The sequence below is a fragment of the Paenibacillus segetis genome, assembly GCF_014639155.1.
GTDB lineage: Bacteria > Bacillota > Bacilli > Paenibacillales > Paenibacillaceae > Fontibacillus > Fontibacillus segetis.
In genome coordinates, this window is the sequence record NZ_BMFT01000001.1 from 3,040,460 (window position 1) to 3,060,935 (window position 20,476).

Consider the following 20,476-nt stretch of genomic DNA (forward strand, 5'->3'; position numbering starts at 1 on the left):
AAATAAACGATACTATTCTTCTTTGAATTTAATGCTGGTAATCTTAATATTAGCATCACCTGATTTCCATTCCTTAGGAACGAGCTTTGCAGAATAGAAATGGTCATTATCTAATTGGAATGTATAATTGGGTTTCAATTCTTTGAAATCACTTACTGCAGAATCAAATACAGGATAATATGTATCCTCAGCAATATTGTTTCCATTAGCATCAGTAAAATAAACTGTAACTTCGATTTCAGAAAGGGTCTTCTCACCTTTATTTTTTATTTTGAAAACAACCCCAGGAACCTTCCCATCAAGCCAGGAATCCATATAAACCGCCTTAAAATCATATATTTGAAGCAGATTATTAATATATTCCTCTTCTAGTGTACTATTATAATTATTGTTCTCCTTACTATCAGGGTTAGACTCACTGCGATATAGATCCAACTTCTCTTTCAATTGATTATTCTCACTACCAATTTGATTCATCTGAGTCAGTTCATTTGCTTGATCATCAACTTTTTTTCGCATTAATTTTAAATCTTTTTCTAAACTAACCAGCTTTTCTTCATTAGCCAACTTTTCTTTCTTCACTTGATCAAATTCACTTTGCGATACACAACCAGCCAATAGCAATGAAATACAAATAAAACTAAATAAACTCTTTCCTGTTCTCATATCTCTAACGTACTCCTTCAAATAAATATTCATAAAAATGGGAATTCAAGACTCTCATCATGTTACCATAAAACAAGAAAAAGCATCATAATGAAAGACATTAACTATCTTCATTTTGGTTCTCACTATCCTCAAAAACAAATGGTTCTTTTCGATCAATACATTGGTATTGCTCATATTTCATATGACTTTCCTAGGTTCACGACAGAACCCCACCTTCTACGCATTTCATCAGGTGAGGTTCTATGTTGTTATATATTCTTCTATGTATGGTACATGCTTCTTCTATACGGAAAAAATTTATCTTGCTTCATCTCATACTCATTTAGTTCAATTATTAAAGAATCCTTGAAGTAAACAATGCTAGACCCTTCCCATTCATATTCCTTTGCATCAAATAAGCACTTGAATCTCCATTCAACAAACGCTACATTACGTACTTCATCATATCCAATTTCCTTGATTGTCCAGTAATCAACCTTATTATCGCTATTATTCCATTGAGTGAACCAGTTTTCTAACTCATTTTTTCCTTCCATGACCGCACCAGTACATTCCCTTATAATAGCCTCATCATGTACAACCTTAGTAAACATCTCCATATCCTTCTTGATCCATGATTCGAAATATTCATTAATAATTATAGATGTTTGATTTCGATTCAAAGTAACCTCTCCTTTGAAGTCTGGAAAAACCCATGTTCTTCCCTACTCCGCTATAGTAAAGCTTTCTTCACTCTCTATAATCGGCAGATCCATTATAGTCATTTTCCTAACAGACGCCCGTTTTAATGAACGCATGGACTTGACCAGACAATCAATATGCGACTCTTCCCCTTGTAATTCTGCTTCCACACTTCCATCTTTTAAATTTTTCACCCAGCCAGTTAATCTCATTCTTCGAGCAATAGAATAGATTTCCAAGCGGAATCCTACCTTTTGAACTTTTCCAGAAAAAGTTACATTTTTTCTAACTATAATTCCTGATGTAACTGTTGGAATCTTAACACGATTGGCATGCCAAACTACATATTCATTTCGTAATTTTTTGAAAACACTCATTGTACAGTAGGCTCCTTTTTGTTACTTCATCTGATATCTCTACCTAACAAAAATAATATAATCAATGCTAACTGGATCAATACCATCTGCACGAAGTCGCGAGTTAATCTGTCCTCGATGATACTGACCATGAAGTGCTACGTGAGTTAGAATATCTCGTATAGAAGTCTTAAACTCTTCACCGTTACTATTTCTGTATGTTATTAAGCTATCTAGATCGTTTTCTGTTATTTCAGCGAGAAATGTCTTGTAGCTTTCTTCATTTTGTTTAATCAGTTTTGCACAGACTGTTATATCTCCATCCGACCAGATAGGCATTTGTGAGCTATCCATACCTTTTAATCTAGTTACCCATACTTGTTCAGCGTTGAGAATATGAGAAAATAAACGTAACTGCTGGTCCAAGCCCCCATTCTTTACATTTTGTAATGTTTCTAGAATGCGTTGATTAGCCCAATTTAAATGCTCAAACATCTTTTGGATTGTTTTCATAATATCTCCTCCAGAAATATAATCTGTATCTTACCATATTAGACGAAAACTTTTTTATAATGATTTCAACTATTTTAAGTGAGAAAGTCAGTATTAATGACAAACTTAAGGCTATATACATAGCATCCCCAGGTCCAATATTTCTCTGTAAAAAAAAGACAGCATTCTTAGAGAAATTCTGTCTTTTAAAATCGTTCTTATTATGGTCTTGTTCAAAATCTAAATTAATATTTCACCTTGAGTCCTAACAGCTTAGCGAATCCAATGGCCTGCTCGGTCGATACCGTGCACCCTACCAACGCTTGCATAGGCATATCGATCCGCTCATAAGTACAGGTACTGATGTCCATTCCCTTGAGCGAAGTATCCGTAAAATCCGCTTCATTCAAATCACATTCATGAAGCTCTACATCCTTAAACTTGCAACCATAGAAGTTCGCAGTCTGCATGGAGCAGCCTGTAAATTTCACCTGCTTGATGGAAGCTTCCACCAGATCACTCAGGTTCATTACGCAGTTCTCAAATGTCACATGCCCGAGGTTCGCTTTGGACAGATTGATCCCGATCAATTTGCAATCCTTAAAATGTACGCGGTGAATGATACCCTTTGTCAACACGGTATTAGACAGATCGCAGTTTTCCAGCACCGTGTCCGTCATATCCATCCGCTCAAACGTGGTATGCGCAAAGGAACAGCCCCGAATCAGCATCTTACTAAGTGTACACCGCTCCATAACCTCATGTTCGAAAAGAGCTCCATTGATCATCGCACTTGCCAACTCATGATCCTCATCCCTCAGCAAATCTTCCCAATCCGCCTCATCCAAAGCCACCGGAAGTTGCGGAGCCATTATTTTCGTTTTTGCCGCCACATTATCACCTTCACCTTATATTGTTATGAAGCAATATTTATAAATTTAGCTTTCTCCAACTCACCGATGCATCCTTACCCTTGTCTTTCCGCTTGCTTGCGCAGCGTCTCGGCCAACCCTTGCACATCCAGACCATCCACGGCAAAAGCCCGGCGCACCAATGCTGACGGTACGAACTCGTCATACTTCCCCAGATATGGAGCCTCCTCAGCATCCAACAGCGCTTCTGCATCTGGAGTAGCGGATAGCTCCGCTTGAATTTCTGCCAGTAGCTCCGCCGCACCTGGTTTCCCGGATACGACCATATAATACGGCTCCATTGGGACAATGGAACGAAGGCCCATTGATTCGGACAGATTATGTTTCAAAAGACGCTCCAAAGTACGGAACTGCTTACTTCCTGCCCAAGGCAGAATAAACAGCGAATCTCCGCCCGCTGGAATCACCGTACTGCGTAGTAGCCCGCTTTCCCGGGCAAGCCTGCGCGCGCGTTCAAGTCGGTTCACCGCACCGGGTGCTAGGTACGGATACAGTGTGTGTTCCTCCAGTACCTGACGCATTTTCTGCATCACCCGAGTATGAACATCGCCACCTGCTCCGAGCCAAAGGGTGTCCACTTTGCCCCTCGAAGACTTCACGTACACCGATTTATGCTTGCTATCCACTTCCTCGACCTTCCACAGTTTGCCTGCCAACGTAAAACAGTAGCCAGGCGGCGGCACCGTGGTGATGCTGCCGATCTCTTCGGAACCATTGTACACCGCATGTTCCTCATCATCTTTGAACACAGCGTAGAACCGGAAGTTGTTCACCACCTTTTCTCCACCAAGACCAATGATGAGCGTGCCCTCATCGGTCTGTTGGATATGGTCGGTCTGCAGCAAATACTGCAGCATTCCCTTATATTCGTCCGTTTCAATCCCACTAAAAGTCGGTAACGTCAGCACTGCCCGCGCCAGTTCGGCGGGCTCCGCCTCGCCGATGCTTTTGAGGGTGCTCATCGTCTGGTGGTAGAGCACCCCGACTGGCTTTTGCCGCAGATCCAGCGGCTCCACCCAACGCTCGCGGATGTACAATTCGATGACGGCGATCGCCCGCAGCAGCGTCCACGGCATCCGAGCTGGCAGTTGAGCCTCTTCGTCTTCTTCCTCCGGGCAGAGGAACATCATCTCCGATGCTGCATCGCCCCGGCGACCGGAGCGGCCAAGCCGCTGCACGAAGCTGGAGCAGCTATACGGCGCCCCTAGCTGAATGACGCGTTCCAGCTCGCCGAGATCGATGCCTAGCTCCAGTGTCACCGTCGCCGCAGCAACTGCGGGCCCGGGGCCGGAGCGAAGCGCCGCCTCAGTCTCCTCCCGCAGCATCGCGGAAATGCTACCGTGATGAACGTGGAACACGTCGCGTTCCTCGCGTTTCGCGGCGATCCGGCGCAGCTCTAACGTGGTTAGTTCAGCGTCTGAGCGGCTGTTGGTGAAGACGAGTGCTTTTTTTCGGTGGGTATGATCATAAATGAAGTTGTGATAGTTCTGTTTGGCCAGCTCTAAGTGCTCGGCCTCCCGCTCATTTCGGGCGTCAGGGAACGAAAAATGCTCCACCGACAGCTTCAGTTTCCGGCCGCCTTGCGGCGAAACTACTTCCACTGGCTGCGGGGTTCCAGCCCCAATCCACCGCGCCGCTGTATCGTAATCGCTCAACGTCGCCGACAGTCCGATCCGCCGAGGCTTGCAAGAGGCCATCCGTTCCAGCCGTGTTAGCTGACTCAGCACCTGAATCCCTCGATCCGCACCCATAAAAGCATGCACTTCGTCGATCATGATGAACCGCAGATCATGGAACAAAGCCGGAATCGCATTGGGTCGATTCATCAGCAGCCCCTCCAACGATTCGGGAGTAATCTGCAGAACGCCACGAGGACGCTGCATGAGCTTGGTTTTCTCTGCTTGAGAGACATCGCCGTGCCAGTGCCAAACAGGCACCTCCCCCTCCTTCAGCAGCTCGCTAATCCGCTCGAACTGGTCATTGATCAGCGCCTTTAGCGGTCCAATGTAGAGAATGCCGACAGATTCAGAAGGACGGTAATACAGTTCCGTAAGCGCTGGAAAAAAAGCCGCCTCTGTCTTCCCTGACGCCGTACCCGAAGCGATCAGCAGATGATGCTGCGTGTCGAACAGCACACGGCAAGCTTCGACCTGGGCCTCACGGAGGGTGTCCCATTGTTTGCGGTAAATATATTCCTGAATGAACGGAGCTAGCCGGGAAAAAGCATCATTCCCGCTCATAATTCAAACTCCGCCAAGAAGTCGTCCAGTTCGTCATTCGTATCATTGTTAGCGCGAGCGCCAGATGCTGTATATTCCTGTTCCCGCTCTCCCATCAAATCCTCAAACATAAGCTCTGTATGCTGGTGCAGCATGTGCAGTACATCCATAAAATCCCGCACGACCTCCCGGGTTGTCAGTAATTCTTCGGCTCCAAGCCGGCCCACCGCGGCCTGCATAAAAGCAATCATCTGCGCATCCGTAATCCGCGCTTCATAACCGGCATGCATAGCATGTATATCCCGCAGCTTTTGTAGCAATATCAGAATCTCCTCATGCGATAGCATGTCCAGCTTCAGAATCGGCGAAGTGTATGTTCGGCGCATACCGCTGCTATATCGCCCGTCCATCAGCCTTGACCGCAAAGCGTCATAACTGAACAGCCCTCTTCGCTCATCCTCTACAAACTGCGGCGTACCGCCAAGGTAGATGCCCAGGTACTGAGCTTTTCCCTGCATTGTGTCATTGAACATCGTCAATAGCTTCTCGTAGTTGCTATGCCTCGAGATACTGTTCGTTATTTTGTACAGATTCACGCCTTCATCAATAAAAAGCAGTAGTCCCTTATACCCGATCTTCACCGCAAATTCTGCCCACAGCTTCATGTAGTCGTACCAGTTGTCATCATCGATGATAACGCCGACACCGAGTTCCTTGCGCGCCTCCGTCTTAGTAGGAAACTCACCGCGCAACCAGCGAAGTGCCGCCGCTTTCCGGTCGTCATCTCCGAGCTTGTAGCCAGACCAGTACGCAGCCAGCACCTTGGCAAAATCAAAGCCGTGTACCATGCTCTGCATCTCATTTGTGATGTCATAAATACGCAACTCCACCGCTTCATACAACTGAGGGTCGCCGGGATGCAAGCCCCGGGCCTGCATCTGCTCCTGCTGGAGGACGGTAATCCATTTTTGCAGCATCGGCTCCAGTGCCCCACCGTCTGGTCTTGTCCGGGTCGACAAATTCATCATGAGCTCACGGTACGTGGCTAATCCTTGCCCCTTCGTCCCAACCAGTCGCCGTTCAGGTGACAGATCTCCATCTGCCACGACAAAATCACGGTCCATCGCGTAATTACGTACCATCTGCAGCAAGAAGCTTTTGCCGCTTCCGTACCGTCCGGTAATCAACCGAAAAGCCGCTCCACCCTCAGCGATATTCTCCATATCCTGCAGAATCGAAGCCACTTCAGGCTTGCGCCCAACCGCGATATGTTCAAGCCCGACCCGCGGCACCACCCCTGCCGTCAAAGAATTCACCAATGCCGTAGTGAGCCGCTTCGGAATTTGCATCTGTTTCATCGTCATCACCTCTTAGATCATTCTTACCAGCTTACCTGCCCTGAAGCATATGTTGCAGCTCTGTCTTGTACTCTTCTAGAATCTCATCTCCATCGATCAGCAAATCACCGATCCACTCCATGGATAACTCATTTATTTCATCAAGCATCAGCTCAGACATAGAACCCGCTTGCTCGGCAATGCCGTGACGAATCGCCGCGCTCTGCCCCTCTAGCAAAGCAGACAGCATGTTCATGTGAGCCTCGGATAATCTAACAAATATCTCTTGCCACTCACTCCGTGATTCCATCACGCTATCATCTGTGAGCACTTCTACGTGTTGTCCGGTTGCATCCAGCATGTTCTGTATGGGATTACTAAGTTCACTAGAGATGTCGTTATACTCCTGCTGCTCCAGCTTCAAGAGATCTTCTTTCATCAGCTCGTTAGAAGCTTCCTGTTCTCGGCCTATCAAATCCTGCTCCTCAAAAACCTGCCAGCCCTGCTCAAAATCCAGTTCCGCTTGCTGCGGCCCATCTGAGGCCTTGGGTTTGTGGGTCGGAAGCTCCCCGATTAGCAGCATGTCCCGCACTTCGTCAGATTCCTGCCGCAATTTACGTAGCTTGGCAGAATTGATCTTGACCTCGGGGATACGAGCCTTGGCCTCTTCTTCCTTCCGCTGTTTAAATTCCTTTTGCAAGAAACGAGTAATAAGCTGCTCTACCTCCGGCTCAACGCTGATCCCTCGTAGTTTCCCTTTAAAACCCATCAGCTCCCGCAGCTTGTTCTCCGTGAGTCTAACCAACTGTGTCAAATAGGAGCGAAGAGGGAGATCATCACTAATCGACAACGTGGGTACCGTAATCGTCCGTCCGTACATCTCGTGATCATATATGGCGCTGCGGAACAGAAATCTGTTGACCTTTTTCTCTCTCGGCTTAAACCGCTCAATGAGCCTGGTCCCTTTGGTTTTTGCCAAATAACCATCCACCAATACCAACACTTTCGGTATATAAGCCCGGAGATCCTTTCGCCCTTGTTCCATGTAAAACCGGCTCTTCTCCACATCATAATCTAGAAGTAGCAGCAGCATATCCCAAGATAGATCCAACGGATCGGCCGTGAATCTCCGTCGCCATTCCAGTTCCTTCAGCCCTGGTGACATGTTGCGAGGAAGTTTCTGAAGTGGTTCTGTAAGAGGCATGTCTAGTTCGAATACAAGCGCTAGATCATGCAGCCATTCCCGTACATACACGTCTAGCTTCGGGTACCGCTGCCGATACGCCTGCCAAACCCGGTCCATCAATGCATACCCTTGCGTCGGTACATTCCAGCCGATCCCATGGATCAGCTCGTACAGGTACACAAACAGATAGGATAGATCCGTGTCCGGGTATCTTTCGGAACGAACCTCTTCACGCCAGTACAGATACCATCTCAGCTGACCTGGTTGCATTTGTTCATAGGTGGGCCAATAGGTTTGGAAGGGGACAAAGACCGCCGATTCCACGGTTTCTCGCTCCAGTTCCCGAGCTTTCTGCACAAACTGTTGCTCCCGGGAGACATATCGGAAATCCTGCCGCCAATCCAAATTCCTCTCCAAGTTGGCCGGCATGACGACCCTGCTTACAGAATATTCCTTCTGCAATTCCTGTTCCCCCAGCTCAATTTCTGCAAATGTAAACTGTCTATCCCGTTCCGTCCACCGCTTGTTGTTCTCTATGTGTGTGTCGCGTTTGTCCTCTCTATCGTTCATCGTATATAGACCTCCATCACGACTCCATTATATCACCAAAGCGAAAGTTTGTTCGCCTTTATGAACACTATTTTATTGTCATTTTAACAAAAAAACATCAGTTATTCGAAGGACACTTCTTCTCGAACCTAAACTTGTATTCACAAAACGACCCAACCCTAGATAGCTCCTATCTTAGGCTGGGTCATTTTCTATATATTTGTTAATCCATTCCTTCCCTGTTGACCATTCTTTTATTGGATTATTGGTTTTTAAAATATCAGTACTCACTTTTGCCATTATCCATTCTTTCAATCCATTTTCTTTACTACTTTTTAGCTCTTTAATTAAATATTCTAGCCCTTTGTCACCTTCACTTATGATGTTTTCGTATTCATTCTGATTTTGTTTAATATAATCATTTGGATTACTAGAGAATGCAATTTCTTTGTTATTAATGATCTTGCTTAAATTACCCTCTATTTCTCGACCAACATTATCACTTGATTGACAAGCAGCTAAACACACTGATATTAGTAGGAAAATAAAAAGAATCTTTTTCAACTCAATACCTCATCTCAATTTGAAGTCTTGATGTTATCGGGTGTCGACCACACGATAGAATACACTAGCTTCATGTATACTTCACTCTTATATTCCTTTCTCGCCGATTCCCAATAACGTTTCTACGTTCACGGTGTCTCTTCCTGTTTTCCAATGATATGAACCGTTTTTGTTTCTTGATCCCAGTTTACAACGTAGCCAAACGTTTCAGCGACTAATCGAAGCGGAACATAGGTCATTTTGTTTTTAATAAACGGCGGATGCTTTGCTTCTATCGTATTGGATACCGTCTCCACTTTCTCATTTCCAACCGTAAAATAGGCCGTTTTCTCATTGCTTTCGTAGATAATGAGATTGTCTATTGTACCTGAAAGATAACCGAATCCAAGCTCGGGAGTCGCATTAAACGCGTCAGAAGAAACGAAAACAACTCCTTTTACCATCAGGGGATTATATTGATCCGTAACGTCTTTACCATTTACATCAACATGTACACTTGCAGCAGCGTAAGATGTATTGGAACAAACCAATATAAAAATCATACACAAAAGAAATGCAAACTTCATTTTCATCTCTTTTACTCCTAATATTTTATTTTCTTGCACCGATTTCCTATGAATGTCCTTGTATTCACGAAACACCCCAGCCTTAGATAGCTCTTAGCTTTAGGCGGGGGTGTTTGTTCTCTGAGCTTATTCCATTATTATACATTTGATAAGTAAGGGGCGAAAGCCCTGAAGATGAAATAAAGAGGAACATCGGAAGTAGTAGCTTCACTGATGTTCCTCTTTACGCTATATAAGAGATTGAGTCTTAGCCTTGCGGCTTCAGTTTGACCGGTTTTCCAATTCGGGCCGACTCATAAGCGGCAAGCCCTACACGGGCGGATAGATAACCATCCTCGCCCGAAACAAGAACTGGCTTCCTTTCGATAATACTATTCACAAAGCTGTTGACCAGCCCGGTATCCATATCGTCTCCCCAATAGCTCCAGTTGGCTTTTTGGTCTGCATCACTGTACAGGTCATTTTTCTGCGCAAAGGCATCGATGGAGAGAGTCCCCTTGGTCCCAATGATCTCAAGTGTCACATCGCCCCATGTCGGGAAACTGCAAGAACGGGACCAGCTCGGATCGAGCACGGCAAACACACCGTTCGCAAACTTCACATGCACCATGCCTGCGTCATCAATATCCGTGTCATGAAACAACGTCTCGACGTGGGCGTATACTTCCTCAACCACACTACCCGTAAACCAGTGCATGAGGTCCATTACATGGACCGTATGATCAAGAACCGCCCCGCCGCCGGAATGCTCCTTCTTAAGGAACCATCCTTCGGGCATCGTCCCGCGATTCGTACCCTTCATGGCTACAATATCTCCGATTTGACCGTCATCGATCGCCTGCTTTGCCTGGCGGACCGCCGTCAGGAAACGGCATGGGAAAGCTGTCATCAGCTGAACCCCTTGAGACCTGCACACCTGGATCATACCTAGCATTTCCTCTTCGGACAAGCCAAGCGGCTTCTCGCAGAGCACATGCTTCCCTGCTTCGGCTGCCTTGCGGGTAAGCTCCGCATGCTTGGCATTTTCCGAGCAGATCACAACCGCATCGACGTCCCCCGCAAGCAGCATGTTATAATCTGCATAGTATGGAATCCCCTGATGTGTGGTGAATGGAGCAACAAGCTCGGAATTCTCATCAGCGATACCGATCACTTCCACGTCACTTCTCTGGAGCATAGCATTCAGATAGCTGGCGGCATGCATATGGGCAAAACTAATAAAGCCTACTTTAATCTTACTCATGACGAAATCCCTCCCATACAGACGGGTAATCCTATCTGAGCCGAACGATTACAAGCCAGAGCGATTTCAACGGCTCGGCAGGCATCAGCTACGCTGACAATCGGCTCGTTGCCCTCACGAATGCATTCAATAAAATGTTTCACTTCATCGTAATAAGGATCATGCAGCGTCGGACTGGTCGGTACCTGCACGGCATCTATCTGTCCGTTTACGCCGGACAGTACCTTCAGATCGAGTGATTGCACCTGGTTGCTGTCAAAACGGATAATACCCTCGTTACCGGATATTTCAAACTGTGTAGTGAACGGTCCCGGGTATCCCCAGAAGCCGGTTAGATTGGCGATGTCTCCACTGCTAAATTTCAGTGTCACCTGGGCATATTCCATCCCTGATAGAGATGGCTTCGTGACAGAAGCATACACGGACTCCACGTCTCCGAATATCCAGCAGGCAAAATCGATGTCATGAATCATCAGATCCATAATGACCCCGCCGCTCTTGGCACGGTCATGGTACCAAAGATCCACCCCTTGCGGATAGGAACCGTAACGCTTGAATTGCGCCATTTTGGCCTCGCCGATTTTACCGGACCGTACCTGATCAAACGCATTCCGATAGTTCGGGAAGAAGCGGACAACGTGGCCGATAAACAGCCGGACGCCCTGCTTGCTGCAAGCAGCTTCCATTTCTATGGCATCCTCCAGTGTGAGTGCTGCAGGCTTTTCGCAAATCACATGCAACCCACGCTGCGCGAGGTTCAGTACAAATGTCTTGTGCAAGTACGTCGGTAAGCACACGGCCACCGTCTCCGGTTGCTCCTTCTCCAGCATCTCCTCCCAATCCGTATACGAAGCAGCGCCACTTACTGCAGCGGCCTGATCGGCACTCTCTTGAATTAAGTCTACAACTCCGGATACCTGAACTCCCGGCATTTTCCCCAAGTTATGAGCATAAATCATGCCCATGGTTCCGCAGCCGATAATAGCTATCTTCATAGAAATCCCTCCATTATCTTTCTTTTTATGTTTAAAACACACAGCGAATGAGCTTATTTATGGCCGGTGAAACACGTGCTGGATGGCGTAAGTGTTGTTTTGGCGGAATATTCCGGGAGACACCCCCATATGCTTGCGGAACACCTTGCCAAAATAATTAGCGTTTGAGAAACCGGATTTTCGTGCAATCTCCTCCAAATTGCATTCGGTGGACATCATAAGCTTAACGGCATGGGCAAGCCGAACCTCCGTCAAGTGACGTACAGGCGTAATACCCAGTCTCCGTTCGTATTCCCGGCTGAAATGAAATTTGGACTGGCCCGCCACCTCAGCCATATCCTCCAGGCCGATTGGCTCCATATAATGCTGCTCTATGAACTGTTTGCACTGCTCAATCTTCATTGATACGGGCTGGACGTGATTTTGGGATACATGTCTCGTCAATTCCATCAGCCATATATAAGCTAGCGTGGAGTTTTCATACGTGTCCTGAATTTTGTTATGAATGGCTTTATCGTAAATGTCCCATGCCAGCTCTACCACGGGAGAAGAATCAGGCAGCTCGAATACCGGACCTGACAAGGCCATAGCCTGTCTGAGGAAAGGTAGTGCCTCCTTGGACAATTCCACATACAGTACTTCCCACTTTGGAGATGACGGTGGCAGTCGGTAGCAATGGTCTCCCGGAATATCGACAATAAAGGCATCCCCCTGCTTCAGTGAATACTTGACCCGCTGTATTTCGATTTCTCCACCACCGCTAACCGTATATTGAAAAAGGCAGTGCTCATCCTTCCTTCTTTTCCCATCCCATATATAGTTCTCGGAGCTGTTGATCTCCCACCCGATTCCCTGCAGCATGAGCATTCGCAAGGGGGTAACAAATTGAAATCCGACGGATGTTCGCAACTCTGATGGCAGCAAGATTTTACCCTCCATGATGTGTTATTTACTCTTGTACCAAATGAATAATGTGCCTATCCTTATTCATGTAATGGTTATTAAGGGTTGTGAACATACAACCTAGCACGCTTTTATTATCAATTTTAAACCTTATCTATCTCATTTTAGGAGGCGCAACTATGAACATTCAATTCGATGAACAACGTCAGGTCTTTCATCTGCAGGGGCCAGGTACCAGTTATATCATGCAGGTCCTACGCCACGGCTATATCGCTCATCTATATTGGGGCAAAAAAATCAGCACCTACCGTCAAAGCAATCCGATTCTCTTTACAGACCGCGGGTTCTCCCCAAGCGTAGAACCTGCAGACCGGGCTTTCTCACTTGACGCGCTGCCTCATGAGTATCCGGCATATGGCAACGGCGATTTCAGAACACCCGCTTACCAGGTGGAACTGGGTAACGGCTCTTCCATTTCTGATTTCCGCTATAAGAGCCACCGAATTTTCCAAGGTAAGCCCACACTAGAGGGTCTACCCGCGACCTACACAGAGCAGGATGAGGAAGCGATGACGCTTGAGATTATGCTTGAAGATTCTACCATCGGGTTATCCGCCACGCTTATCTACACCGTATTCCGTAACTTTGATGTCATTACACGCTCCGTGCGTTTTCATAATGCAGGAAATGAGCCGGTGAAGCTTCTGCGCGCACTCAGCGCTAGCATAGACTTTCATGACAGTGAGTTTGACCTGATAACGCTTTACGGCGCCCATATTAATGAGCGGAATATATCAAAACGTCCGCTTGTTCCAGGACAACAAGGAGTTGAAAGCCGCCGAGGTGCGAGCAGCGCGCAGCAGCATCCATTTATGGCCCTCCTCCGTAAAGGAGCAGATGAAGATCACGGTGAAGTATACGCATTCAGTCTTGTGTACAGTGGTAACTTCACAGCTCAAGTTGAAGTAGAACAGTTCCAGACCTGCCGTGCATCTATTGGGATCAATCCATTCGGATTCTCCTGGCTGCTTGAGCCTGGTGAACAATTCCAGACTCCGGAAGCGGTCTTAACCTACTCTTCCCGCGGCCTTGGGGACATGTCTCTAACTTACAACAAGCTATACCGAACCCGTCTGTGCCGCGGCAATTACCGCGATCGTGAACGCCCGATTCTGATCAACAACTGGGAAGCCACTTACTTTGATTTTAACGCGGACAAAATCGAGCAGATCGCGAAAACAGGTAGCGAGCTCGGCATCGAACTGTTTGTTCTTGATGATGGCTGGTTCGGCAAGAGAGATGACGACAACACATCACTAGGTGATTGGACCGTTGACACCCGTAAGCTTCCTAATGGGCTGAAGGATCTTGCCGAGCGCGTGAACGCCATGGGCATGAAATTCGGTCTCTGGTTTGAGCCTGAAATGATATCCGAGAACAGCGAATTGTTCCGCGAGCATCCGGATTGGTGTCTGCATGTGCCGAATCGACCTTCCACAACAAGCCGTAATCAACTTGTGCTGGATCTGTCACGTGAGGATGTGTGCGATTATATCATTCAATCCGTTTCGGATATTCTTGCAAGTGCGCCGATCAGCTACGTAAAATGGGATATGAACCGCCATATGACCGAAATCGGTTCAGCCGTTCTTCCTCCGGAAAGACAGCGCGAAACCGCCCATCGATATATGCTGGGGCTATACCGTGTGATGGAAGAAATCACATCCAGATTCCCAGATACTCTATTCGAAAGCTGCTCCGGCGGCGGTGGCCGCTTTGATCCAGGCATGCTTTATTACATGCCGCAAACCTGGACAAGCGATAACACAGATGCCGTTTGCCGTCTGAAGATTCAGTACGGAACAAGCCTTCTCTATCCAGTCAGCTCGATGGGAGCGCACGTATCTACCGTTCCAAACCATCAGGTAGAGCGTATAACATCCCTCGATATTCGAGGTCATGCCGCCATGTCAGGGAACCTTGGCTATGAGCTGGACCTGACCAAGCTGACTGATGCTGAAAAAGAGATCGTACGGAAACAAGTAGCAGACTATAAACAGATCCGGCCGTTGATCCAATTCGGTGATTTCTACCGTATCCTCAATCCATTTGAGCGGAATGATGCGGCATGGATGTTCGTTGCACCTGATAGATCCGAAGCGATCCTGGGATACTTCCGTATACTCTCCCAGCCAAATGATGCATTCCACAATATAAAATGCAAGGGTCTTGACCCAGATGCCCTTTATAAGCACGAAGAGACTGGCGCTGTCTTCGGAGGCGATGAGCTGATGAATGTTGGACTCAGCCTACCGCAGTTAAGAGGCGATTTCGCTAGCCTGTTCTGGAAGTTCTCAAAAGTCGAAGACTAGTTAAGACCATTTGTCCATTGGCAAAGGGCTAATGAACGCCCGCACCTTATTAGGGATGCGGGCGTTCTTATTTTTGAAAAATAACCGCTTTAGTTTTTGTTGTTGTAAATTTTGATGATGTGATCCGCATACTTCAGATCGAACATCATCCGCTCCTTCACCTGAGCATTTACGGAGGCATCCTTACTCAGGTTGTTCATAAGCTGCTCTAAATCTCCACCGAGCTTGGCTGCTCTCTTGTCGATTGTCTTATTTTCATTCAATTTGTTGATTAGCACCTTCAGGTCCTTTTTATAACTCTTTGCATCCGTCATTCCTTTATTCGGCACATAAATCTCATCGATTTTCCGGTCCATTTCCATCAAGATGGTTTTCACAGACAGTCCAGGGTTACTGAATGGAACAATGGCTTTATTCCGGTAAATCCCCTGCTTAAGCGGCACGTTATATTGATCGCCGAAGTAAGACAGGAATTCGAAGTACGCACTGCCTGATGTTCCTTTTTTCTGTGTCTCATAGGCCTGCTCGACGAGCACCGGCCGAGATACTTTGGCCTGTGGTCCAAGCCCCATTGTCACATATGAGAGGTCACCGGCAAGCTTCAGTGTCTCTTCCGCATCATGGACAACTGCTTGGGCATCCAGCTTATAGGACATTGGGAATACGTTGTCCAGATAACCATTTTGCAGCCACAACCCTGCCTCCTGCAGCTTGTAATACGGATTACTGTAGAAATCGGAAAACACCGCTGCGCTGATCGACAGTTTCGGTGAAATCTTTTTCAATTGCGGTACAAGATCTTTAACAAATCCCGTAATGATATCCATGCGGAACTGCTGCCATTCCGGCCACAGCTTATCGCCCGGATACAAATTTACCGGATCTATGTCTGTTTTAAATGTCTTCATAAACTGCTCACGAGTATAAGCGTCATAACCATAATCAATTTCCGTCCCGTAGTTATCCGGATAACGGATGTAATCCAGATGCAGCCCGGCAACCGGATATCTGGACACTAGATCGACATAGAGGTCGGTAATGAATTTCCGGACTTCTGGCAGTGCAGGATTCAGCCAGTAAAAAGTATGGCCGTCTACTTCCCAATAGTCAGCTCCATCACGCCGGATCATCGACCATTCCGGTTTTTGCTCCATCTTGTTTCCTTCAAGAAATGCATTTTCCACCCATACATGTATCTCGAGACCCAGTTCATCAGCTACATCCATGTACGCTTGAAGGACGTCAAAACCTTTGTACATCGGATTGTGAGGCGCAAGCGGATTGTCCGAAGGGTAAATCGTGTAGCCATCCCACCAAGTTTCCACATACACCTGGTTCAGGTTTGCGTCCGCAATGAGCTTCAGATGCTGGCGAACTTCATCAATATTCGTCTCTAATGGGCGAATCCAGATCGCACGATGGTCTACCTTGCGGGATTCCATATTCAAGTTAATGACCTCATCCATCAGGCTATCAAGCGCTGCTGATTTCAAAGTCATCTGATCGAATGCCTGCAGCTCAATCAACTTGGCGATCTCTCCGCGAACGGTCTTTGCCTCAGCAATTTTCTGTTCGATCTTTGCATAAGGAACATCCATAAACATATCCTTCGACTTCTGCAGCAGTGCTGTCGAAGTCTTGATACGGTAATCAGCCCGATCCAGGGAGGATTGCGGTGTCAGCATAATAACCATTTCTTTAGTGGTATGATTCATGCTTACGGCCGCACTTAGCTTAGCGTAGTTTTTGAGCCAGTCCGCCTTCACGCCGTGTCCAGACAGAACAAAGCCTTTATCCGGAATCGGAGAGTTGTTACCTCCAACGGATATGACTCTATGATTCTCATCAACGATGACCTCATAACCCCAGGCGTTGGTGCCTGTCGTTTCTTTTCCATAATCACTGGTATACACAATTAGCTGGTCGCCCCCGCGGAATCCGTCGAACGGCTTGTTGTTTGCTGAATCCCAGCCCCCTGGATTATCTTCCTTCAACTTCGGGTCCATAGCATCATAAGCAATACGACTCGCTAGATGTGTCTCCTCATGTACAATGATCTCCACAGGGTCACCCATTTTGATCTCGCCGCTCGCGATCTTCGCATTCAAATCATTGTAATATGAAGATCCAGCTTGTACAGATAATACATGGCCTTGGCCTGGAATACGGGAATTGTTATACGTTTTGCCATCCGGCTTGGCCATGCCAGTAATGACGCCATTCTCAATGATGAGCTCGAGTCCCCATTGATTCGTATTGGTCGAGGCTCCATAACCGGCATCATACAGTACGACGTCATTCTCGTCGCGATATGCATTTATTTTGTTAATCGCTATTTCGGTACCATTCACAACGGCAAACCGGTTCATCTGTTCCGGGATTGTAATCCCATTCAGTGTCAGCGCATCCCCCGTCGTAATCGCTTCCATCTCTTCCTTGGCAGTGCCGGAAGCCGATATCACAACATTGTGCAGGGGGATATAGGTCCCTTTAGAACCGTTCGTATTTTTCTCCAGTACGATTCCACCTGAAACAATGAATTCGACGACCTTATCGTTCTCAAACGTTGCTGTAAATGGAGCGCTATAATCTCCGGTATACACGGTAATCCCGTTTTCGCCGCGTACAGCGTTCACAGCGTCAACCGCAAGTTTAGTACCGTCAGGCAGCGTAATGGACGGACTTGTTTCCCCTTCTTGAGCCTGGGCTTTCTCAGTAGAAACAGATATGAGCGAAAATATTAGGGCACAACACATAAGCGCTGAATACCATTTTCTAAAATTCATCAACACACCTCCGAATAAATTACTGCTACTGATTCTTCTGTACCAACAAAAAGGATATGCAACGAAATGTATAATTGTAAACGCTCTACGATCACCTCCTCAACGGCACCCAAGTCCGAGGGCGCCGTTATGATTCCATGTCCATATTCTCTTGATTAATTACCAACCAGTGTAAAGTCCACCTCAAACGTCCGGTGCCAAGGGAGCATAACATCCGCAACCTGCGGACTCCCACCTGTCATATCCATTAAATAGGTGCCGCAGAACTCATTCAGCCCGTCCTTGATCACCTCGCGAAGCTCGTCTTCTCTTGAACCGAGATCCATAGTCGTCACGCCTAGCTCTGGCAGAACATCCGATATAACTTCGTTGCGGACCACCGTTTGATAGCCCCAATCCTCAACCAGCCTGCGCAACATGAAAGACTTGCTTCGATCCTTCCAACCTGGAGCGGTTTCTTTCGAGGTCTCCTTGCTGTAATAAGAGGCGATTACGGCGTGTGCGATAACAGTCCCCAGTGTATTACCGGAAGTGTTCCATGCGGCATAAGCATCCAGAGAATTCAGGTCATTGCCTTTGCTGAGCAGCTTCATCAGTACATGATCCGCGCCATTACTGACCGCAACGTCAGCAAGAGCGATGAATACTCCTTTTTTGTAATACGCCCGAAGTGCTTGTCTGAACTCATTCAGATGACTCTCAGAATAGTAGGAACGATTGCGTTCCTGGTAGGTTTGGGAGGATTCAGCAGCCTCTGACTGACCGACAGGCGGAGCATTTACCATGAGCACAAAATCCGATTCCATAGAAGAATCAGCCATAAATACACCAGCAGCCGTCATGTGCGACTTAATGCTTTCATTCAAGCTCCGATCCTCATATTTCGGAATAACATACGGCCCTTGAGTCGACGAATAGCGGACATATGCTTCCGGAAAGTAATTTTTGATCTCACAAAATACTCCGGCCAGAAGCGTACAGCCTATCTCGTCTGCCCCTGGATAGATCATCACGCAATCTGTTAGATTGCTCTTATCCACCAGAAACAACAGCTCACGCTGCTCTTTGGCCGAGAATCCATACTTTGCATTGTCATCCAGTGGAATGACCAATTTATCGATAACTCCCTCTTCCGCATAGCGAATCGCCATCCGGTTGACGTAAGCATTGGTAGCTCTACGGCCTGTGAAATCAACCAACACCGTAGAAGGGATTTTCATTGTCAGCTCTGTAAGAATCTTCACTTCGGATTTAGAAAGGTTTTCCCGCTCCCCCTTATCCAGCATCCATCCATATTCATACAGCTTTTGGCCATACTGGGCATAGTAAGATGGTTCTTCATCATCACTGTCATAAGACGGCACCCGCATAATCAGGTTATTAGCGTAAATTTTCAGGGAAGGATTGATGATCTTAAGATGCTTCAACAATTCAAGTCGGCTTGCACATTCCTTATCTGTTAGATGATGCAATCTGGAAGGCACGATACCTCCGTATACGAGCAAATCGAGCGAAATAATCAGCCTCGTCGCATCTGAGGCTTCCTTCTCTAGCCACTGCTTCAGTGCCTCATACTCAGCCGGTTCCTTCTTTACCCCCAGCAAGGAACGTGGCGGAACAGTAAGTGTCAGGTCAGTCATCGAAGCAAGCTGTACCGGGTAGTTATAGTTACAAGGCCGCTCGTCGAGCGGCAGGTATATGATTTTCTCTATAGAAAACGTTCCGTTCATGATGATTATCCTTTCACGGCGCCAGCGTTAACGCCCTTGATGAAGTATTTCTGGAATGAGATAAATACAATCGCAATCGGAATGAGCGTGATCATGGATCCGGCCGCAACCAGGCGTGTGTTGGATACAAACGTCCCTTTCAGCTTGTATAGCCCCACCGTTAGCGGGTATTTGGAGCTATCATCGAGTACGAGGAATGGCCACAGAAAGTTGTTCCAGGCTCCGATAAAACTCAAAATACCAAGTGTGGCAAGTGTCGGCTTCACCATCGGCATCATAATGTTCAGCCATATCCGCCATACGCCCGCACCATCAATGACCGCCGACTCCTCAATTTCCTTGGGAACGGTAAGCATCCCTTGCCTCATCAGAAAGATACCATATGCGGAAACAGCACCGGGTACGATAACACCGGTCAAGGTTCCCAGAAGATTTATTTTATTTAGAATCAAATAAATCGGAATCATCGTTACTTCCGCCGGGATCATCATCGTAGCCATGATCAGGAGGAAAACGAACTGTTTACCTTTAAACTCCATCCTTGCGAGCGGAAAGGCAGCGAGAGACGCCAATATTAAGGGCAGTGCTACGCCAAAGAAGGATAAAATAATGCTGTTCCAGAAGTAAACCGGTATCGGAAGCGAATTCCATACGGTTGTATAATTTCCAAGCGTCCATTGCTCCGGAATAAATCTCGGAGGCATGGTGTAAATTGCCTCATTCTGCCCCTTTAGTGATGTTGAAAGTGTCCACAGGAAGGGGAGAATCATGACAAGAGCGATGAGTATCATTAAAGCGTATGAAAACGTATTGCTGATGACTTTCCGTTTATTCCACCGTTTCATTCCGGACGAATGGTTTGCCCCAGCACCTAAAGCTTGATCTGCCATCATTCA

Annotated in this window: 17 protein-coding genes; 1 reads left to right on the forward strand and 16 read right to left on the reverse strand. The window is 46.9% G+C overall.

Features of this window, described 5'->3' with window-relative positions; translation table 11 throughout:
* Positions 1-12: 12 nt before the first annotated feature.
* The 13 genes from IEW05_RS14405 to IEW05_RS14465 form a co-directional block, all read right to left on the reverse strand.
* The gene (locus IEW05_RS14405) at positions 13-666 is read right to left on the reverse strand and encodes a hypothetical protein (RefSeq protein WP_188539886.1); all 654 of its coding nucleotides are present in this window, start codon (positions 664-666) and stop codon (positions 13-15) included.
* A 263-nt stretch (positions 667-929) separates the two neighbouring features.
* Positions 930-1,331, reverse strand: a complete 402-nt coding sequence (locus tag IEW05_RS14410; RefSeq protein ID WP_188539888.1) for a nuclear transport factor 2 family protein — start codon at positions 1,329-1,331, stop codon at positions 930-932.
* A 42-nt stretch (positions 1,332-1,373) separates the two neighbouring features.
* The gene (locus IEW05_RS14415; protein WP_188539890.1) at positions 1,374-1,727 is read right to left on the reverse strand and encodes an acylphosphatase; all 354 of its coding nucleotides are present in this window, start codon (positions 1,725-1,727) and stop codon (positions 1,374-1,376) included.
* 39 nt (positions 1,728-1,766) lie between these two features.
* Complete coding sequence (locus IEW05_RS14420; RefSeq protein WP_188539892.1) at positions 1,767-2,219, reverse strand: DinB family protein; 453 nt, start codon at positions 2,217-2,219, stop codon at positions 1,767-1,769.
* Between the two features lie 224 nt (positions 2,220-2,443).
* Positions 2,444-3,070 carry a pentapeptide repeat-containing protein gene (locus IEW05_RS14425; RefSeq protein ID WP_229753378.1) on the reverse strand — a complete coding sequence of 209 codons (627 nt, stop codon included), beginning with the start codon at positions 3,068-3,070 and terminating at the stop codon, positions 2,444-2,446.
* A gap of 95 nt (positions 3,071-3,165) precedes the next feature.
* A complete protein-coding gene (locus IEW05_RS14430) occupies positions 3,166-5,370 on the reverse strand; it encodes a DEAD/DEAH box helicase (protein ID WP_188539896.1) in 2,205 nt (734 codons plus the stop codon).
* On the reverse strand, positions 5,367-6,707 hold the full coding sequence (locus IEW05_RS14435) for an ATP-binding protein (protein ID WP_188539898.1): 1,341 nt from the start codon (positions 6,705-6,707) through the stop codon (positions 5,367-5,369). Before IEW05_RS14435 ends, IEW05_RS14430 begins: the two co-directional genes overlap by 4 nt.
* A 31-nt stretch (positions 6,708-6,738) precedes the next feature.
* Complete coding sequence (locus IEW05_RS14440; RefSeq protein WP_188539900.1) at positions 6,739-8,442, reverse strand: TerB N-terminal domain-containing protein; 1,704 nt, start codon at positions 8,440-8,442, stop codon at positions 6,739-6,741.
* A 174-nt stretch (positions 8,443-8,616) separates the two neighbouring features.
* Positions 8,617-8,985 (reverse strand): hypothetical protein, encoded by a 369-nt coding sequence (locus IEW05_RS14445; protein WP_188539902.1) that lies wholly within the window; start codon positions 8,983-8,985, stop codon positions 8,617-8,619.
* 128 nt (positions 8,986-9,113) lie between these two features.
* On the reverse strand, positions 9,114-9,557 hold the full coding sequence (locus IEW05_RS14450; protein ID WP_188539904.1) for a copper amine oxidase N-terminal domain-containing protein: 444 nt from the start codon (positions 9,555-9,557) through the stop codon (positions 9,114-9,116).
* Between the two features lie 241 nt (positions 9,558-9,798).
* Complete coding sequence (locus tag IEW05_RS14455; protein ID WP_188539906.1) at positions 9,799-10,794, reverse strand: Gfo/Idh/MocA family protein; 996 nt, start codon at positions 10,792-10,794, stop codon at positions 9,799-9,801.
* Positions 10,791-11,831: a Gfo/Idh/MocA family protein gene (locus IEW05_RS14460; RefSeq protein WP_229753379.1), complete on the reverse strand. Its 1,041-nt coding sequence runs from the start codon at positions 11,829-11,831 to the stop codon at positions 10,791-10,793. Before IEW05_RS14460 ends, IEW05_RS14455 begins: the two co-directional genes overlap by 4 nt.
* 15 nt (positions 11,832-11,846) lie before the next feature.
* On the reverse strand, positions 11,847-12,713 hold the full coding sequence (locus IEW05_RS14465) for a helix-turn-helix domain-containing protein (protein ID WP_188539908.1): 867 nt from the start codon (positions 12,711-12,713) through the stop codon (positions 11,847-11,849).
* A gap of 158 nt (positions 12,714-12,871) precedes the next feature.
* On the opposite strand from IEW05_RS14465, the gene IEW05_RS14470 reads away from it, so the two are divergent.
* On the forward strand, positions 12,872-15,064 hold the full coding sequence (locus tag IEW05_RS14470; protein WP_188539910.1) for an alpha-galactosidase: 2,193 nt from the start codon (positions 12,872-12,874) through the stop codon (positions 15,062-15,064).
* Positions 15,065-15,153: 89 nt separating this feature from the next.
* On the opposite strand, the gene IEW05_RS14475 is transcribed toward IEW05_RS14470, so the two are convergent.
* From IEW05_RS14475 to IEW05_RS14485, 3 genes are all read right to left on the reverse strand, one after another.
* Positions 15,154-17,850 (reverse strand): glycoside hydrolase family 10-like protein, encoded by a 2,697-nt coding sequence (locus IEW05_RS14475; protein WP_188539912.1) that lies wholly within the window; start codon positions 17,848-17,850, stop codon positions 15,154-15,156.
* A gap of 155 nt (positions 17,851-18,005) precedes the next feature.
* Positions 18,006-19,580, reverse strand: coding sequence for a DUF4127 family protein (locus IEW05_RS14480; protein WP_229753380.1), 1,575 nt, complete (start codon positions 19,578-19,580; stop codon positions 18,006-18,008).
* Positions 19,581-19,585: 5 nt separating this feature from the next.
* Positions 19,586-20,473, reverse strand: coding sequence for a carbohydrate ABC transporter permease (locus tag IEW05_RS14485; RefSeq protein WP_229753381.1), 888 nt, complete (start codon positions 20,471-20,473; stop codon positions 19,586-19,588).
* Positions 20,474-20,476: the final 3 nt, after the last annotated feature.

Bases quoted from the DNA above. Each gene is read 5' to 3' on its own strand.
- IEW05_RS14405 (WP_188539886.1), bottom strand. From the start codon at position 666: ATGAGAACAGGAAAGAGTTTATTTAGTTTTATTTGTATTTCATTGCTA.
- IEW05_RS14415 (WP_188539890.1), bottom strand. From the start codon at position 1,727: ATGAGTGTTTTCAAAAAATTACGAAATGAATATGTAGTTTGGCATGCC.
- IEW05_RS14420 (WP_188539892.1), bottom strand. From the start codon at position 2,219: ATGAAAACAATCCAAAAGATGTTTGAGCATTTAAATTGGGCTAATCAA.
- IEW05_RS14425 (WP_229753378.1), bottom strand. From the start codon at position 3,070: ATGGCTCCGCAACTTCCGGTGGCTTTGGATGAGGCGGATTGGGAAGAT.
- IEW05_RS14430 (WP_188539896.1), bottom strand. From the start codon at position 5,370: ATGAGCGGGAATGATGCTTTTTCCCGGCTAGCTCCGTTCATTCAGGAA.
- IEW05_RS14435 (WP_188539898.1), bottom strand. From the start codon at position 6,707: ATGAAACAGATGCAAATTCCGAAGCGGCTCACTACGGCATTGGTGAAT.
- IEW05_RS14440 (WP_188539900.1), bottom strand. From the start codon at position 8,442: ATGAACGATAGAGAGGACAAACGCGACACACACATAGAGAACAACAAG.
- IEW05_RS14450 (WP_188539904.1), bottom strand. From the start codon at position 9,557: ATGAAAATGAAGTTTGCATTTCTTTTGTGTATGATTTTTATATTGGTT.
- IEW05_RS14455 (WP_188539906.1), bottom strand. From the start codon at position 10,794: ATGAGTAAGATTAAAGTAGGCTTTATTAGTTTTGCCCATATGCATGCC.
- IEW05_RS14470 (WP_188539910.1), top strand. From the start codon at position 12,872: ATGAACATTCAATTCGATGAACAACGTCAGGTCTTTCATCTGCAGGGG.
- IEW05_RS14475 (WP_188539912.1), bottom strand. From the start codon at position 17,850: ATGAATTTTAGAAAATGGTATTCAGCGCTTATGTGTTGTGCCCTAATA.
- IEW05_RS14480 (WP_229753380.1), bottom strand. From the start codon at position 19,580: ATGAACGGAACGTTTTCTATAGAGAAAATCATATACCTGCCGCTCGAC.
- IEW05_RS14485 (WP_229753381.1), bottom strand. From the start codon at position 20,473: ATGATGGCAGATCAAGCTTTAGGTGCTGGGGCAAACCATTCGTCCGGA.